Below are 16,481 nucleotides of genomic sequence, written 5' to 3'. Positions count from 1 at the left end.
AGAAGCGGGGAAGTAATCTCTTCAAACAATGGTTGCCAATGACTCACATCACCGTCACTGATGCCCAGTAGCCCCTCTCAGCCATGTAACAAATTGATAACGAACGGTGTCGACATGTTGCATCTTGGCGTGCACTGCTCTCACGATTGCACGCAATCCGGTTCATGCTGGATCCGGTATGGCGGCACGCGGCGAAGGAGCCAGCCGACGATGCCGGGCAACAACGACGCGCGAGCTGCGCTGCCACCTGCACATGGGATTGGCGATCGCGACCATGCATCTACGAGCGCATCCGCTCATGGCGCACCACGCGGACGTGGACCCGTTACCCGTGTTCACGTCCGCAGCGAAGGGAGAGGTGGACGGCGTGCGGAACGTCTGTGTGATCGGAGCCGGGATCGTCGGGACCTCGGTGGCGTTCCATCTGTCGCGGTTCGGGGACGTACGGGTGTCCGTCGTGGATGCCGGGTATCCCGGTGCCGGCACGACCGAGGCCGGCACGGGATGGATCTCCGCTCGCGGCAAGTCGGACCCGCACTACCGCGAGCTCCGACTGCTTGCCATGGAGGAGCACCACCGTCTCGCCGAGTCGTTCCCCTCGAGCCCGTGGATGACCACCGGCGGCACCCTCCAGGTGGAGGACTCGGCCGACGAGCTCGACTTGCTGGTCGAGGAGTCTCACGCTGCCGGCTACCCGGTCGAGGTGCTGAGCGCGGCCGAGGTGAACGCGAGGCTGGAGCCCCATGTCGCGTTCGCGCGTCCCGACCTGCGCGTCGCGCACTTCCTGGACGAGTTCACGGTCGCCGGCTCGCTGCTCGCGAGGACGTTGTTCCAGGCGGCGGTCGACAACGGTGCGATCGGGCACTTCGGCTCACGGGTGCTTCGCCTCGAGCAACTCCCGGGCGGTCGGCACCGCATCGTCCACGACGACGGCACCGCGCTCGAGGCAGACGCGGTGGTCAACGCGGCCGGAGCCCGCGCCGGCGAGGTCGCGGCGTCCTACGACATCGCCATGCCGATGAGTCCTCAGCCCGGGATGGGTATCCACGTACGGGCGATCGGGAACCCGTTGCGCCGGATGATCACGGTGAAGGAGCTCGCCGCCAAGCCCGAAACGGACGGCATCATACGGCTGCGGAGTCTCGTCGGGTGGAAGACCGGCGAGGTGGCCTCCGCACGGGACGAGGGTTTCACCGGCGGGATGGAGCGCAACGCGTTCGTCGCGCACGTCCTCGCCCAGGCGGAGCAGCTGCTCCCGTCGATGGCCCCGATCCGCCCGATCGCCACCAGGGTCGGTGTCCGGCCCATGCCGGCGGACGGGCTCCCCCGGGTCGGCACGGTGGACTCGGTGCCCGGCTACTTCGACGCGGTCATGCACAGCGGTGGCGTCCTCGGCCCGCTCGTGGGCCGCCTCCTCGCCGAGGAGATCGTGACCGGCAAGCAGAGCCCGTTGCTCGCCGGTTACCGCCCGGACCGGTTCCTCGGCTCCCCGGCCCCGTCCGCACACCTCGCCGGCGACGCCGCCGGCTCGACCCTGACCTGATGGAGATGCGTATGCGGTCGACGACGACCCGGCACGAGACGCCGCCAGTGGACCAACTGCTCGGACTACCCCATAAAGGGCGCTTCGACCTGGTGCAGTGGGTGATCCTGATCGCGGTCATCTACATGGTGGCGGTGGTGGGGAACCTCCTGATCTTCAACGAGTCGTGGAACTGGCCGCTGGTCGCGTCCTACCTGTTCTCGCAACGGATCGTGCTCGGCGTGTTCAACACGATCTGGCTGACCGTCCTTAGCCTCACCTTCGGCCTGCTCGTGGGGCTCGTGGCATGCGGGGCCAGGCTGTCGCGGTTCGCCGTCCTGCGCACGATCGCGTTCGGGTACGTGTGGCTCGTCCGCGCGACACCACCGCTGGTCATACTGCTGCTCATCTACTTCCTGGGCGTGCTGAAGCCCACCCTCGGTATCGGGCTGCCGTTCCTGCCCTACCTCGTCGCGTGGCCGACGAACGACCTGATCACGCCTTTCACGGCCGCGGTCGTCGGACTGGCGTTCTACCTGGGCGGGAAGACGGCCGAGATCTTCCGCTCCGGGTTCCTCGCCGTCGGCACCGGGCAGCGCGAGGCCGTCAGGGCGTTGGGTTTGAGCCCGTGGACGGCGCTGACCCGGGTGACCGGCCCGCAGGCGGTCCGGGTGCTGATCCCACCGATGGCCAACGAAGTTGTCACGATGTTCAAGAACACGTCGCTGGTCTCGGTGGTCGGCTTCGCGGAGCTGCTGACGACCACGCAGCGCCTGTACGCAACCAACTTCGAGACGATCCCGATGCTGACGGTGGCGTGCATCTGGTACCTCGCACTGACGAGCGTGCTCATGGCCGGGCAGCTGCTCCTCGAGCGCAAGTTCGCCCGCGGGTTCGACCGTCGTCCCAACACGAAGCTGTCCAAGGAGAAGGGCCTCGGGCCCGATGTGCCGTTCCCGGTCCCTGTGCCGGTGTCAGAGACCGTGAGTGAGAAAGGTGGTGTCCGGTGAACGCGTCCTCCGTGCCGATTCTTGAGCTGGTCAAGGTGGAGAAGTTCTTCGGGTCGTTCCAGGCGTTGCACGGCGTGAGCCTGGAGGTCCCCGCGGGGACGGTGACCTGCATCGTGGGGCCCTCCGGGTCGGGAAAGTCGACGCTGCTGCGCACCGTCAACATGCTCGAGTCGATCCAGGGCGGTGCGATCTTCTTCAAGGGTGAGCTGTGCGGCGAGGAGGTACGCAACGGGTACCGCGTACCCGTGTCGCCCGCCAAGGCCCGCGAGCAGGTCCTTAGCTTCGGCATGGTCTTCCAGTCGTTCAACCTGTTCCCGAACATGACCGCGCTGCAGAACGTCACGCTTGCTCCCCGGACCGTCCGCGGACTCTCACGGGCGGAGGCCGAGCGCATCGGCGTCGAGCACCTCTCGCGGGTGGGGCTGGCGGACAAACGCAACAACTACCCCAACGAGCTGTCCGGCGGGCAGCAGCAGCGCGTCGCGATCGCGCGGGCACTGGCCATGGAGCCCGAGGTCATGCTGTTCGACGAGCCGACCAGCGCGCTCGACCCCGAGCTCGTCGCCGAGGTCCTGGAGGTCATCCGGTCGCTCGCGAACGACGGCACCACCATGGTGATCGTCACCCACGAGATGAACCTTGCCGCGGAGATCGCCGACCAGCTGGTCGTCATGGCGGACGGCCGGATCATCGAGCAGGGCCCACCGCGAGAGGTGCTGGCCCATCCGAGGACGGAGCGCGGGCGAGCGTTTTTCGCCGCGGTCAACGGGCAGATTCACCCGGCAGAGCAACAGGCCTCCGCGGACCCGCAGCAGGGCGAGGTCGTCGCGACGCCACGGACGAGGAGCTAGGTCACATGGCCAACATCGCAGAGGCAGTCGACATCTTCCACCTTCGTGAGCTCGCCAAGAAGCGCCTGCCGCGAGCCATGTTCGACTCGCTCGACCACGGCAGCGAGGACGATGTCGCGTACCGGCACAACCGCGACGTCCTGGACCGGATCAAGCTCGTGCACCGGGTGCTGAACGACGTGTCCGACCGGGATCCCTCGACCGACCTCTTCGGGCACCGGCAGGCCCTGCCCCTGATCATCGGACCGACGGGCATCACGAGCTGGGTGTCTTACCGCGGCGAGGTGGCGCTCGCCCGGGCCGCGGCGGAGGCGGGCATCCCGTTCGTGCTCACGAGCACCACCGCCACCCCGATGGAGACGGTGCTCGAGCAGGGCGGCGGGCGCCAGTGGTACCAGGCGATCATCTGGCGGGACGTCGAGGCGGCGCTGAGCGGGATCATCCGCGCCAGGGACGCGGGCTTCGAGACACTGATCCTCACCGTCGACTCGACCATCCCGTACAACCGTCCGTACGACCAGCGCAATCGCCTGAAGTTCCCGCTGAAGCTCCGGCCCAGCCACTTCCTGGAGCCGCTGCGTCATCCAGGCTGGACGTTCACCACGCCCGTTCGGTATCTGCTCAACGAGCGGCGGCTGCCGCAGATGGTCAACATCGACGTCCCGAAGGGCGTCTCGCGAGGCGCGGGCAGTCCCTTCTGGGTCAAGGCCGACTCCCTGACGTGGGACTTCCTGCGCCGCGTGCGCGCCCTCTGGCCGGGCAACCTGGTCGTCAAGGGCATCCTCCACCCCGACGACGCGGTCAAGGCCATCGACTGCGGTGCCAACGGCATCGTCGTCAGCAACCACGGGGGCGGCACCAACGACGCGGCGCCGGCCCCGCTGGAGATGCTGCCCGGTGTGGCCGCCGCGGTGGCCGGACGGGTGCCGGTGCTGGTCGACAGCGGGTTCCGCCGTGGGAGCGACGTGGTCAAGGCGATCGCGCTGGGTGCCGACGCGGTGCTGGTCGGCCGCGCCACCCTGTACGGCCTGGGCGCCGGCGGACAGGCAGGCGCGCAGCGTGCGGTCTCGATCCTGGGCAACGAGATCAGACGAATGATGGGGGTCCTGGGCGTATCGGAACTGTCGTCCCTAGGCCGGGACCATCTCATGCTCCCCGGCGACCTCGCCCACCTCGCACGCGACGCCGCGCCGTGGAAGGGCCCCAACCTCGCCCTGGCCTCGCCGGAGCTCGAACCGGTGACGACCCCGTGACGGGCACGGCGACGAGGAACCGACGAACGACCGAGCGACGAGCGAGGAGCGAGGAGCAGTAGATGAGTCTCATCATCGTGGGAGACGCCGAGCGCACGCTGCCGGTGGCTGCCGTCGCCTCGCTGGCGAGCGGCGAGCGCGTGATGTTCACCAGCGACGAGGACCTGGGGGAGCTGACGGTCCCGGTGACGGGGAGCGGGCTGTCCGGGACCGCCGTCATCGCCTCGGTCTCGCCGGACGTCCCGTTGGATGGGGGCAGCTTCGTGGTCACGGCGCCGGCGATGGACCTCGAGCGCATCTTCTCGGCACGACCCGAGCAGTTCGCGGGCAGGCCGGTGCTCCTGGCTCCGGGAGGCTTCGCCGGGGCGCTGCTGTCGGCGGAACGGTTCCGGCAGTGGGGTGTACCGCTCCCCCGCTTCAGCGAGGTTCCCGGCTGGATGTTCGGTGGACGGCTCACACACGGCCGGGTGCAGCTGTTCATGCGCAAGCGGAACCTCGATCTGGCGGCGCCAAGCGACGAGGAGACGTCCGCGGCACTGGCACACTTCGGCCGCTACTTTCCCGACGTGGTCCCGTCCGACCTGGTGACGACCTCGCTGTCCAACATCAACGCACTCATCCACCCGCCGCTCGCGATCCTCAACGCCACCCGGATCGAGAACCGGGAGGTGTGGCACTACTGGGACGAGGGCTTCACACCGGCGGTCGAGCGGCTCATGGTGGCCATCGACCGTGAACGCCGTGCGGTCGTCGAGGCGTTGGGCGGACGGGCCGACACGATCCTCGAGATGGCGCTCGCCGCGTACGGAGACGACGGCATGCGGGGCGAGTCCTACTACGAGACGGTGAAGTCATTCGCGGGTTACCGCAACCGGCCGGGACCCACAGACTTGGACAGCCGGTTCCTGACGGACGACGTGCCGTTCGGCGTCGCCGGCTACGAGCAGCTCGCAGCACGGGTGGGGCTGGACCACACCGCCCTGACCGCGGTGCGAGTGATCTCCGAGATCATCCTCGGGCGTGGTCTCCGGGCGGACGACGAGGCGGTCGAGGCTCTCGTGGCGTACGCGCACGAGCGGAGTGCGCTGCGCGTCGGCGCCGGCACCAGGGAAGGCTGAGTGATCCGCATGCAGATGACCATGCAGGCCGGCTCGGCGTCCGCGACCGTGCTGGACCACGAGCAGATCGCGGCGATGCCGGTCCGACGACGCTTCGAGATTTCCCGGTGGGTGACGGCGGCGGCCGGGATTCTCCTCGTGCTCCTCCTTGTCGACTTCCTCCTGAGCCCGGGGTGGAATTGGCACATCGTCGCCCAGCACCTGTTCGCCGACAAGGTGCTCGCGGGCGTCGGAAGGACTTTGGGTCTGACTGCGCTGAGCCTCGTGGGCGGATGCCTCCTCGGGCTGCTGGTGTGCGCGGCGCGGCTGTCCCGGTACCCGCTGCTGCGAAACCTGGCGCTCATCTACATCTGGGTGATCCGGGCACTGCCGATCATGGTGGTGCTGCTGTTCATCTTCTTCCTGGCCGCTCTGGTCCCCACCCTCGGGTTCGGGATCCCGGGCCTTCCGCCGCTGTGGGAGGTGGAGACCAAGCGGGTGGTCACCCAGTTCGGATCGGCCCTGCTGGGTCTGTCGCTCTACTTCGGCGGGAAGGCGGCGGAGATCTTCCGGGGCGGGTACCTCGCGGTCGCCTCCGGCCAGCACGAGGCGGTGCGAGCGCTGGGTCTGACGCCGTGGACGGCACTGACGCGGGTCAGCGGGCCTCAGGCGATCCGCGTGCTGATCCCGCCGATGGCGAACGAGGTCGTCACGATGTTCAAGAACACCTCGATCGTCACGGTGATCGGCTACGGCGAGCTGCTGACGACGGTGCAGAAGGTCTACTCGCAGACCGGGGAGACCATCCCCATGCTCACGGTCGCGTGCGTGTGGTACCTCGCCCTGACGAGCGTGCTGATGGTCGGACAGATCTGGCTGGAACGGAGATTGGGGCGCGGCTTCAACCGGCGTCCGAGCATCACGCCCGTGAAGGCGTGACCCGACTCCCGACGTCCCGCACAGGCCGTGGGCGTCGGTGGGGGGCGAGGAAATGATCCGGCGGCCCCGATCGCCGCTGGAGGAGCAGGACAACGGCGCGGGCCGTCGGCCCGCCGCGCGTCACACACAGTTGTGCCCAACGAGAGGAATTCACGATGTTGAGGAAGAAGCTGGTCACCGCGGGGGCGTTCCTGGCACTGCTCGGCTTGAGCGCATGCTCGAACCCGAGCTCGGGCGACACCCCGGACGGCGCGACGTCGGGCCAGGAGGCGGCAGGGGGCGAGGCCGTGCCCGAGATCGCGGAGATGGTGCCCGCGGAGATCCGCGAGCGCGGCACCCTGCGGATCGGGGCTACCAGCACCAACATGCCCGCCCAGTACACCGACGAGGACGGCGAGCTCACCGGCGTCGCGATCGAGATCTACGAGGCCACGGCCCGGGTGCTGGACCTCGAGGCCGACTTCGACGTGGTGACGTTCGACGCCCTCCAGCCGGGGGTCGAGTCCGGGCGCTACGACCTGGCCACCATGGGCGCCAACAAGGAACGCATGGAGCTCTTCGACATCATCTCGCTCTACCAGAACGGCTTTGCGACCATCGCCCACGCCGGCTCGGAGGACGACGAGGTCGACTACAAGGCCGACCTGTGCGGTCGTTCGGTGGCGGTCACCAAGGGCACGCTCGTCGAGCGGCTCATCAGCGGGGACATCAACACCGCGTGCGTCGACGCGGGTGAGCCGGAGATCCAGGTCAACTCCTACGTCGACAACGCCGGAGTCGCGCTCGCCGTCACGAGCGAGCAGGACGAGTTCGGCGTGCTCGAGATCGTCGTCGCGCTCGCCTACGCCGACCGGGACCCGGACGCCGTGAAGGTGGTGGACACGGACGTCACCCTCTCGAGCGGCGCGGCGATCAAGCAGGGCAACGACGAGCTGCTCGACGCGGTCCACGCCGCGATGCTGCACCTCGTGGACACCGGTGTGTACGAGCAGATCATGACGAAGTACGGCATCGCGGACATGATGCTCCCCGAGCTGCCGATCGACCTGACGATGTAGCGCACCCGGATGCCGTCGGGAGATCCCTGTCCGGGCACGGGCGGGGATCCCCGCGCCTCGCACGACGGCCGAGCCCACGGTCAGGCCGTCAGCGCCAGGAGGCGGAGGAGCCGGGGCATGACCGCACACGAACTGGACCCCGACCGCGCACCCCAGCCTGTGAGACGACCGCCGGCGAATGGACCGCGATGCCGAGGAGGTACCCCCTGGAGCGCACGGCCATGGGCCTCGCGCTCGGTGGGAACGCACGCGCGGGCCTCGTGGACACGCTGTACCTACGCCGGGGTGAACTCTCCCCGGGCAGCACCCCCGCTCATGGAACGCGCTGTCCGGCTCGCGCGGGACCTGGAACGCGGCGGGTCCACGGTCGAGGAGGCCCGGGTCGCGCTCCGCCTCAGGCCGCCCCACGAGACGCTGCCCTCGGGCACCGCGGGCGGCGAGGAGCCGGCACGGCAGGGCGTCTGGTCCTAGGCTCCGCTGAACCGCGCACGCTGCACCAGGCTGCGCCGCAACAACTGAACATGCCGTTCGACCCGTGGCGGGAGAGTCCCGCCCGTCGGCGGGCGCCGTAGGAGCAACTCCTCCCCAGGAATCTCTCAGGCATCCACCACCGCCACGGGAAGGCACCTCTGGAAAGCAGCATGCAATGCTCACCGAAGGGGCAGGCCGGCAGCAGCCGGTGAAATCTCTCAGGTCCAGCTACAGAGCGGGGAGGAACTCGTTCAGGCGTGCCGGTCGGCACGCCGCAAGACCCGGGAGTTCCTCATGACACCACCACCCACTGCCACCATGTCCAGGCGCACGACGGCGCCGGCACCTTTCGCCCACCGGCACGTCGGGACCGGCAGCGACGACCAGCGGATCATGCTCGCCGCCATGGGCATGGACGACTGCGGCGCCCTCACTGACGCGGCCGTCCCCACGGCGATCCGCCAGACGACGCCCCTCGAGCTTCCGGCTCCGCTCAGCGAGCCCGAGGTGCTCGAGCGGCTGCGCCAGCTGGCGGCGAAGAACATCTGCAAGGTGCAGATGATCGGCCAGGGCTACTACGGCACCGTCACGCCCGGGGTGATCCAGCGCAACGTGCTCGAGTCCCCTGCCTGGTACACCGCCTACACGCCCTATCAGCCGGAGATCTCCCAGGGACGGCTCGAGGCCCTGCTGAACTTCCAGACGGTCGTCGCTGACCTCACCGCCCTGCCGGTCGCAAACGCGTCCCTGCTGGACGAGGCGACCGCCGTGGCGGAGGCCGTCCTCCTCATGCGCCGGACCAACAAGGCGGCGGCCGACGGGTTCGTCGTCCTGGACGCCGAGCTGCTCCCGCAGTCGATCGCCGTCGTCCGCGGGCGGGCGGAAGCCCTCGGGTTCGAGGTCGTCGTCGCGGACCTCGACGTCGGCCTGCCGGACGGGGAGATCACCGGCGTCGTCCTGCAGCAGCCGGGCACCTCCGGACGCATGCGTGACCAGTCCGGCATCATCGCCGCAGCCCGCGCCCGTGGAGCCATGGTCACGGTTGCGGCGGACCTGCTGGCGCTGACCCTGATCACCCCGCCGGGCGAGCAGGGCGCGGACATCGCCGTCGGCTCCGCGCAGCGTTTCGGGGTGCCCCTCTTCTACGGGGGGCCGCACGCCGCCTACATGGCCGTCAGGCAGGGCCTCGAGCGCGCCCTGCCGGGCCGGCTCGTCGGCGTGTCCAAGGACGCCCTCGGCACTCCGGCCTACCGCCTCGCACTGCAGACCCGCGAGCAGCACATCCGCCGTGAGCGGGCGACCTCGAACATCTGCACGGCTCAGGCCCTGCTGGCGATCGTCGCCGGGTTCTACGCGGTGTACCACGGTCCGGAGGGGCTGCGCCGCATCGCCCGGCACGCGCACGACGCCGCCCGCACCCTGGCGGCCACCCTCACCGACCAAGGGGTCGAGCTGACGGCGGAGCACTTTTTCGACACCCTGACCGTCCGGGTGCCCGGGCGGGCGCGCGCCGTCGTCGCCGCGGCGGACGCCGCCGGCGTGAACCTGCGCCTCGCGGACGCCGACCACGTTGGCATTTCGTGCGACGAGACCACCACGCCCGCCCATCTTGCGGCCGTCGTCGCGGCCTTCACGGGAGAAGACGCCGCGGGCCTCGACACCCCGACCGACGAGGCCTTCGCCCTGCCGGCCGGGCTGGTCCGCTCCACGGAGTACCTCACCCACCCGGTCTTCCACCAGCACCGCTCCGAGACCCAGATGCTGCGCTACCTGCGCCGCCTGGCCGACCGGGACCTGGCGCTGGACCGCACGATGATCCCGCTGGGCTCGTGCACCATGAAGCTCAACGCAACCACCGAGATGCAGGCCATCACCTGGCCCGAGTTCGCCTCGATCCACCCCCTCGCCCCGGACCACCAGACCGCGGGCTGGCGCGAGCTCATCGCCGACCTCGAGTCGTGGCTGGCGACGATCACCGGGTACGACCGGGTCTCCATCCAGCCCAACGCCGGCTCGCAGGGCGAGCTCGCCGGGCTGCTCGCCATCCGCGGCTACCACCGCTCCCGCGGTGAGCACCAGCGCACCGTGTGCCTCATCCCCGCGTCCGCCCACGGCACCAACGCCGCCTCCGCGGTGCTCGCCGGCATGCAGGTCGTGGCCGTCGCCACCGCCGCGGACGGCACAATCGACCAGGCCGACCTGAGCGCGAAGCTCACCGAGCACGGCGACCGGCTCGCGGCCATCATGATCACCTACCCGTCCACGCACGGGGTCTACGACACCGACGTGCGCGACGTGTGCGACGCGGTGCACGCGGCCGGCGGGCAGGTCTACGTCGACGGCGCGAACCTCAACGCCCTCGTGGGGCTGGCCCAGCCGGGCCGGTTCGGCGGCGACGTCTCGCACCTGAACCTGCACAAGACCTTCTGCATCCCCCACGGCGGCGGCGGCCCCGGCGTCGGCCCGGTGGCCGTGCGCGCGCACCTCGCGCCGTTCCTGCCGGGGGACCCGGCGCCCGCCGCGGGCAACGCAGAGGCCGGGCTCGGCGCCGCGATCTCCGCGGCACGGTTCGGTTCCGCCGGGGTGCTGCCCATCTCGTGGGCCTACATCGCCCTCATGGGCGGCGAGGGACTGACCCGGGCGACCGAGAGCGCGCTGCTCGCCGCCAACTACATCGCCCGCCGCCTGGATCCCTACTTCCCGGCGCTCTACACCGGCGAGAGCGGCCTGGTCGCCCACGAGTGCATCCTCGACCTGCGCCAGCTCACCGCCGCCACCGGCGTCACGGCGGAGGACGTGGCCAAGCGGCTGATCGACTTCGGCTTCCACGCCCCCACCCTCGCGTTCCCGGTGCCCGGGACCCTCATGGTGGAACCGACCGAGAGCGAGGACCTGGCCGAGCTCGACCGGTTCATCGACGCGATGATCGCCATCCGCGCCGAGATCGACCAGATCGCCGCGGACGGCTTCCCCGTCGAGGCCAGCCCCCTGCGGCACGCCCCGCACCCTGCCACCATCGTCGCCGCCACCGACTGGGACCGGCCCTACACCCGCGAGCAGGCGGCGTTCCCGCTCGCGACCCTGCGGCGGGACAAGTACTTCCCCCCGGTGGCGCGGATCGACGGCGCCCACGGCGACCGGCACCTCGTCTGCTCATGCCCGCCCGTCGCCGACTTCGCCTGACCCCGGAAGGACCAACCCGATGACCGAGACGATGACCCTGCGCACACCGCTGTATGACGAACATGTCGACCAGGGTGCCTCCTTCACCGACTTCGGCGGCTGGCAGATGCCCCTGAGGTACACCTCCGAGCTTGCGGAGCACCACGCGGTGCGTCGCGCCGCCGGGCTGTTCGACCTCAGCCACATGGGCGAGGTCTGGGTGAGCGGCCCGCAGGCCGCGCAGTTCCTGGATCATGCCCTCGTTGGCAAGCTGTCCGCGGTGGCGATGGGGCGGGCGAAGTACTCACTCCTCTGCGCCGAGGACGGCGGCATCATCGACGACCTCATCAGCTACCGGCGCGCCGAGGACCGATTCCTGGTGGTGCCCAACGCCGGCAACACCCCCGCAGTCGTCGCCGCGCTGACCGAGCGGGCCGCCGGATTCGACGTCGAGCTCGCCGACGCCACGGCCGAGACGGCGCTCATCGCGCTCCAGGGCCCCGCCGCCGAGGCGATCCTGCTCGAGCTGATCCCCGCCGAGCACGCCGAGACCGTGACCTCCCTGCGGTACTACGCGGCCACCGAGGCCACCCTGGCAGGGCTGGACGCGCTGCTGGCGCGGACCGGCTACACCGGGGAGGACGGGTTCGAGCTGTACCTGCCCGCCGCGCAGGCGCCGGCCCTCTGGCAGGCGCTGCGGGCCACCGGCGCCGGCCGCGGCCTCCTCCCCGCCGGGCTCGCCTGCCGGGACTCGCTGCGCCTCGAGGCCGGCATGCCCCTGTACGGCAACGAGCTCTCCCGCCACACCGACCCCTACACGGCGGGCCTGGGCGCCGTCGTCGCACTGTCCAAGCCCGGGGACTTCGTCGGCCGGGCGGCCCTGGAGGCGGCCAAGACCGCGCACGACGCCGCGACGGCGCCGGGCGCCGACCCGCACGGGCGCCGCGTGCTCGTCGGGCTCAAGGGGCTGGGCAGGCGGGCGGCACGCGCCCACCACCCGGTCCTCGCCTGCGGCGCGGTCGTCGGCGAGATCACCTCCGGCGCCCCCAGCCCCACCCTCGGGCACCCGGTCGCCCTGGCCTACGTCGACCCCGCCCACGCGGCCGTGGGCACCGCCCTCCACGTCGACGTACGCGGCACCGCACACCCCTTCGAGGTCGTCAAGCCGCCGTTCTACAAGCGCGCCGCCTAGCCTCACCGATCCCCCGAAGCCCGTCCGTCCACACACGGCACCGGCGGGCCCCCAAACCCGAACGCGCACCCACGCACCGGCTCCCGTCGAACGCGCACCCGCGCGCCAACTCCGAAAGGCCATCATGACCGAGAAGATCCTGTCCGACCTGCGCTACTCCGCCGAGCACGAGTGGGTAGACGACGCCGCCCCCGCCCGCATCGGTATCACCACCATCGCTACCGGGGCGCTCGGCGACATCGTCTACGTCGAGCTGCCTGCCGTCGGCGCCGAGGTCGTCGCCGGTGAGCCCTGCGGCGAGGTCGAGTCCACCAAGTCCGTCTCGGAGCTCTATGCGCCCGTGTCAGGCGTGGTCACCGCGATCAACGACGCCGTCGTCGCCGACCCCTCCCTGCTCAACGCCGACCCGTTCGGCGAGGGCTGGCTCTTCGCCGTCGACGTCGCCGAGGAGGGGCCGCTGCTCTCCGCCGCCGAGTACGCCGGAATCACCGGGGCCGAGCTCTGAGCGCACCCGCGGACCGGCTGTGGCACCAGACTGCGCTGCTCGCCGAGCTCGACCCCAGGTCGCCGCGAGCATCGACGCCGAGCTGCGTCGCAGCAGGGCGGCCCGGAGATGGTCATGCAGGCACAGGGTTCGGCGCTCACCCATCACGTACGCCGAGGGCTACCCCGGCCGGAGCTACTACGGCGGCTGCGAGCACGTCAACGTCAGCGAGCAGCTGACGATCGACCCGGCGAGGCGCTCTTCGACGCCCGTTCGCCAACATCCAGCCCCACTCCGGCGCCCTAGCCAAACCCCGCGGTCATACGCACCCTCCTGCGGCCGGGCGACACGATCCTCGGCCTGGACCTGACCCACGGCGGCCGCCTCACCGACGGCATGAGGATCAACTTCTCCGGCCGCCTCTACGACGTCGTCTCTCACCACGTCGCCGAGGGCACCCACCGAGCGGCCATGGCGCGACCGGCCGCTGGCCCTTCTGCACTGCAGCCAAGCTGCTCACCCACTTTGCCGCACGAGGGCTGAACGTAAGCGAGTGGTGCTCACTAACGAGCTCGCCCGCGCACCGAGGAGATACGTGCTGGGCTGCTGCACACGTCATGGACGCCCGCGTGGCCTCCTCGCTCACCCGCGACGGCGTCCGGCCCGGCGGGCTCGGTGTGCGGCGTCGCGCGCGGGCGTGGGCGTGGTACGAGCGTCTGCTGGGCGAGGCGCCCACCCGGCGACCCGCGCTACTGGAAGGAGTGGGTCAACCCAGTGGCGCTGGCCGCCAACGAGGAGAACGCCTCGGGCCGCCGGGTCGTCACCGCGCCGACCAACGGGGCCCGGGAATCGTGCCGGCCGTGCTGCACTACGCCACCTACTACGTGCCGGCCGTGGCCGACGGCGGACCGCCGCGCGGGACAAGGCCACCGTGCGGTACCTGCTCGTGGCCGGCACTATAGGTGTCCTCTAAAAGGACCATGCCTCCATCTCCGGAACCGAGGTCGGCTGGCAGGGCGAGGTCGGCTCGGCGTCCGCCGGGCTCGCCGAGGTGCTTCGGCGGCATCCCCGAGCAGGTCGAGAACGCCGCCGAGATCGCCATGGAGCACGACCTGGGCCGGACGTGCGACCCGCTCTGCGGCTGCGTCCAGGTGCCCCGCATCGAAACGCGACGCCGGCGCCGCCGCGAAGGCGATCAACGCCGCCATGATGGTCCTGTATGGCGACGGCCGGCAGCGCGTCTCGCTGGACGAGGTCATCGTGACCAAGCGCGAGACCAGCCACACGACATGAGCGCCAAGTACCAAGTACCAAGTACCAAGTACCAAGTACCAAGTACCAAGTACCAAGTACCAAGTACCAAGTACCAAGTACCAAGTACAAGGAGACCCCGACCAGCGAGCTCGCCGTGAACATTCTGGAGTGCTGACCCGAGCCGGAGGTCACTGCCCTTCCGTCACGCCTCGCCGCCGAGGATCGCCACTGCCCGGGTCCAGCCGGCGGAGGCGCCGCGGACCTTGGCCGGGAAGCAGGCCACGGTAAAGCCCGTCGCGGGCAGGGTATCGAGGTTGTGGAGCTTCTCCACCTGGCAGTAGCCGACCTCGGCGCCGGCCTTGTGCCCTTCCCAGATCAGCGAGACGTCTCCGGTCTCGGCGTACCGCTGGGCGGTTGCCCTGAACGGTGCGTCCCAGCTCCAGCCGTCGGTCCCGACGACACGGATGCCACGGGACGCCAGGTGCAGGGTGGCCTCCCGGCCGAACCCGCAGCCGCGGTCGACGTAGTCGTCACTGCCGTAGGCCGCGCCGGCGGAGGTGTTCATGAGAACGATGTCGTAGGGCTGGAGCTCGTACCCGATGTCCTCCAGCGCGGCGTCGATGTCGGCCGGCTGGACGACGTACCCGTCGTCGTACGCGCGGAAGTCGAGCTTGACCCCGGGCCTGAAGAACCAGTCGAGTGGCACCTCGTCGATGGTCCAGGCGCGTGCGCCCCCGTCCATGGTGGGGTGGTAGTGCCACGGCGCGTCGACGTGCGTGCCGTTATGGGTGGACATCGTCACCCTCTCGACGGCCCAGCCCTGCCCCTCGAGGAGGTCCTCGGCCGCGAGGCCCGGAAAGAGGCCGGCGATGTCGTTCGCGGTCTCCTCGTGCCTTGCGTACTGGATGTCGAGTCGCTGGAACGGTGGATCGGCCGCGACGTCGTTCTCGAACGGAACCGAGAGATCGACAAAGCGAGGTGTCACCTGGGTCATAGATTCCTCCGTCGCAGCTGCTCCCTGAACTCTTGCGGGCCCCCGGGGCGGATTGATCTTGGGCCGCCCGGGACGTGCCGTCCGGACCGCCCCCTCATGCTTCCCCTGCCGAGCCGGCGGCCGCACAGGTCGCCGCCGGTCGGGCAGAGGCATGCAAGTCATGCTCGTGGCCGGGCACGCCGGTCACGAGCAGCGGACGGGCTAGGCTCCCTGATTGAGCGGGAACTCGGGGAGAGTCAGCTCCCCGATGCCATAGGCCTCGAAGATCTCCTGGTAGACGCCCAGCTCCGCGAGGTGGAGCAGGGCGGTGTGGAGCACGTCTCGGAACTCCGTGTTGCCCTTCTTGACGGCGAACCCGCTGAAGTAGCCGCCGACGTCCTCCCCCAGGTCCCGGTCCACCATCTTCAGGCCCTCAGGGTCCTTCGAGACGTACGCCAGCCCGATGACGGCCTCGATGAAGCCGACGTCGTTCTGCTCGCTCTGCAGCGCCAGCACAACTCCTGCCTCGTCGAGGTAGGAGTTCATCGCGATCGCGGGCTCCCCCCGGGCCTCGCACTCCTCGGACAGGCCAACAAGGACGTTCTCGGTGAACGTCGCCTTCGTCACCGCGGTGGACACGCCGCACAGCTCCGTCTTGTAGTCGAGCTCGTCGAGCTCGAACCCCGAATGCGCGATGACAGAGAAGCCGTTGTTGAACGTGTCGATGAAGTCCATGGTCTTCTGGCGATCCGCGTTGTCGCCCCTCGTCACGGTGTCATACCGGCCGGACGCGATACCGCTGTCGAACGCGTCGTTGGTCACCACGTCGATCTCGACCGGGATATCCAGCACCGCTCCCACCGCCTGGATGAGCTCGACCTGGGCCCCGAGGATCTCACCGTCCTCGTCGACGTACTGGGCCGGCAGGTTGGCACTCGTGGCGGCAAAACTGAGGTGACCGCGGTCCCGGATGGCGTCGGGCAACGCGTCCGCCAGCTCCTGGACGGGCTCGATCCCCGTCGCGGCATCGCCGGGCCCGGCCTTATCCCCGCCTCCGGCCGTCGTGCTGGTACAGGCGCTCAGGCCGAGCACCCCTGCGAGGCATCCTGCGACGAACAGCTTCCTGGTACTCAATGCGGACTCCAATCATGGTCGAACACCGGGACGCTCCCGGCACTGCGGATGGAACGTGATACCAAGGTGACTTCCCTTGCC

At 69.9% G+C, this 16,481-nt stretch carries 12 protein-coding genes, 3 pseudogenes and 2 riboswitches; of the genes and pseudogenes, 13 read left to right on the top strand and 2 right to left on the bottom strand.

Annotated elements, in window-relative coordinates; genetic code table 11:
* The first annotated feature begins 178 nt into the window (after nucleotides 1–178).
* The 13 genes and pseudogenes from GD880_RS13065 to GD880_RS13005 form a co-directional block, all read left to right on the top strand.
* Nucleotides 179–1,543, top strand: a complete 1,365-nt coding sequence (locus GD880_RS13065) for an NAD(P)/FAD-dependent oxidoreductase (protein WP_152232050.1) — start codon at nucleotides 179–181, stop codon at nucleotides 1,541–1,543.
* A gap of 11 nt (nucleotides 1,544–1,554) precedes the next feature.
* Nucleotides 1,555–2,532 (top strand): amino acid ABC transporter permease, encoded by a 978-nt coding sequence (locus GD880_RS13060; protein WP_193314501.1) that lies wholly within the window; start codon nucleotides 1,555–1,557, stop codon nucleotides 2,530–2,532.
* Nucleotides 2,529–3,383 (top strand): amino acid ABC transporter ATP-binding protein, encoded by an 855-nt coding sequence (locus GD880_RS13055; RefSeq protein ID WP_319593264.1) that lies wholly within the window; start codon nucleotides 2,529–2,531, stop codon nucleotides 3,381–3,383. The genes GD880_RS13060 and GD880_RS13055 overlap by 4 nt, the downstream gene beginning before the upstream one ends.
* 5 nt (nucleotides 3,384–3,388) lie before the next feature.
* Nucleotides 3,389–4,636 carry an alpha-hydroxy acid oxidase gene (locus GD880_RS13050; protein WP_152232048.1) on the top strand — a complete coding sequence of 416 codons (1,248 nt, stop codon included), beginning with the start codon at nucleotides 3,389–3,391 and terminating at the stop codon, nucleotides 4,634–4,636.
* 62 nt (nucleotides 4,637–4,698) lie between these two features.
* Nucleotides 4,699–5,754, top strand: a complete 1,056-nt coding sequence (locus GD880_RS13045) for an NAD/NADP octopine/nopaline dehydrogenase family protein (protein ID WP_152232047.1) — start codon at nucleotides 4,699–4,701, stop codon at nucleotides 5,752–5,754.
* Nucleotides 5,755–5,763: 9 nt separating this feature from the next.
* Nucleotides 5,764–6,672, top strand: a complete 909-nt coding sequence (locus tag GD880_RS13040) for an amino acid ABC transporter permease (protein ID WP_226909643.1) — start codon at nucleotides 5,764–5,766, stop codon at nucleotides 6,670–6,672.
* Nucleotides 6,673–6,827: 155 nt separating this feature from the next.
* Nucleotides 6,828–7,730 carry a transporter substrate-binding domain-containing protein gene (locus GD880_RS13035; RefSeq protein ID WP_152232045.1) on the top strand — a complete coding sequence of 301 codons (903 nt, stop codon included), beginning with the start codon at nucleotides 6,828–6,830 and terminating at the stop codon, nucleotides 7,728–7,730.
* Between the two features lie 206 nt (nucleotides 7,731–7,936).
* Nucleotides 7,937–8,201 (top strand): annotated as a pseudogene (locus GD880_RS21265) (3-keto-5-aminohexanoate cleavage protein); the annotation flags it as partial.
* Nucleotides 8,202–8,259: 58 nt separating this feature from the next.
* A riboswitch (glycine riboswitch) is annotated at nucleotides 8,260–8,353 on the top strand.
* Nucleotides 8,354–8,445, top strand: a riboswitch (glycine riboswitch).
* A gap of 50 nt (nucleotides 8,446–8,495) precedes the next feature.
* Nucleotides 8,496–11,384, top strand: coding sequence for an aminomethyl-transferring glycine dehydrogenase (gene gcvP, locus GD880_RS13025; RefSeq protein ID WP_452176743.1), 2,889 nt, complete (start codon nucleotides 8,496–8,498; stop codon nucleotides 11,382–11,384).
* A gap of 19 nt (nucleotides 11,385–11,403) precedes the next feature.
* Nucleotides 11,404–12,555, top strand: coding sequence for a glycine cleavage system aminomethyltransferase GcvT (gene gcvT / locus GD880_RS13020; RefSeq protein ID WP_226909636.1), 1,152 nt, complete (start codon nucleotides 11,404–11,406; stop codon nucleotides 12,553–12,555).
* 124 nt (nucleotides 12,556–12,679) lie between these two features.
* Complete coding sequence (gene gcvH, locus GD880_RS13015) at nucleotides 12,680–13,060, top strand: glycine cleavage system protein GcvH (protein ID WP_152232043.1); 381 nt, start codon at nucleotides 12,680–12,682, stop codon at nucleotides 13,058–13,060.
* Nucleotides 13,061–13,079: 19 nt separating this feature from the next.
* Nucleotides 13,080–13,492: pseudogene (locus tag GD880_RS13010) on the top strand (serine hydroxymethyltransferase); the annotation flags it as partial.
* A gap of 17 nt (nucleotides 13,493–13,509) precedes the next feature.
* A pseudogene (locus GD880_RS13005) lies at nucleotides 13,510–14,468 on the top strand (L-serine ammonia-lyase, iron-sulfur-dependent, subunit alpha); the annotation flags it as partial.
* A 27-nt stretch (nucleotides 14,469–14,495) separates the two neighbouring features.
* On the opposite strand, the gene GD880_RS13000 reads toward GD880_RS13005, so the two are convergent.
* Together GD880_RS13000 and GD880_RS12995 are read right to left on the bottom strand one after the other, a co-directional pair.
* Nucleotides 14,496–15,287, bottom strand: coding sequence for a cyclase family protein (locus GD880_RS13000; RefSeq protein ID WP_152232042.1), 792 nt, complete (start codon nucleotides 15,285–15,287; stop codon nucleotides 14,496–14,498).
* A 201-nt stretch (nucleotides 15,288–15,488) separates the two neighbouring features.
* A complete protein-coding gene (locus tag GD880_RS12995) occupies nucleotides 15,489–16,400 on the bottom strand; it encodes a transporter substrate-binding domain-containing protein (RefSeq protein WP_193314500.1) in 912 nt (303 codons plus the stop codon).
* Nucleotides 16,401–16,481: the final 81 nt, after the last annotated feature.

Origin of the sequence: Georgenia ruanii (assembly GCF_009193175.1) — a bacterium.
GTDB classification, from domain to species: domain Bacteria; phylum Actinomycetota; class Actinomycetes; order Actinomycetales; family Actinomycetaceae; genus Georgenia; species Georgenia ruanii.
Note: the sequence above shows the minus strand (reverse complement) of the source record. Positions and strands in the feature narration are given on the sequence as shown.

Bases quoted from the DNA above. Each gene is read 5' to 3' on its own strand.
- GD880_RS13065 (WP_152232050.1), top strand. From the start codon at position 179: ATGGCGGCACGCGGCGAAGGAGCCAGCCGACGATGCCGGGCAACAACG.
- GD880_RS13060 (WP_193314501.1), top strand. From the start codon at position 1,555: ATGCGGTCGACGACGACCCGGCACGAGACGCCGCCAGTGGACCAACTG.
- GD880_RS13050 (WP_152232048.1), top strand. From the start codon at position 3,389: ATGGCCAACATCGCAGAGGCAGTCGACATCTTCCACCTTCGTGAGCTC.
- GD880_RS13045 (WP_152232047.1), top strand. From the start codon at position 4,699: ATGAGTCTCATCATCGTGGGAGACGCCGAGCGCACGCTGCCGGTGGCT.
- GD880_RS13040 (WP_226909643.1), top strand. From the start codon at position 5,764: ATGCAGATGACCATGCAGGCCGGCTCGGCGTCCGCGACCGTGCTGGAC.
- GD880_RS13035 (WP_152232045.1), top strand. From the start codon at position 6,828: ATGTTGAGGAAGAAGCTGGTCACCGCGGGGGCGTTCCTGGCACTGCTC.
- gcvP (WP_452176743.1), top strand. From the start codon at position 8,496: ATGACACCACCACCCACTGCCACCATGTCCAGGCGCACGACGGCGCCG.
- gcvT (WP_226909636.1), top strand. From the start codon at position 11,404: ATGACCGAGACGATGACCCTGCGCACACCGCTGTATGACGAACATGTC.
- gcvH (WP_152232043.1), top strand. From the start codon at position 12,680: ATGACCGAGAAGATCCTGTCCGACCTGCGCTACTCCGCCGAGCACGAG.
- GD880_RS13000 (WP_152232042.1), bottom strand. From the start codon at position 15,287: ATGACCCAGGTGACACCTCGCTTTGTCGATCTCTCGGTTCCGTTCGAG.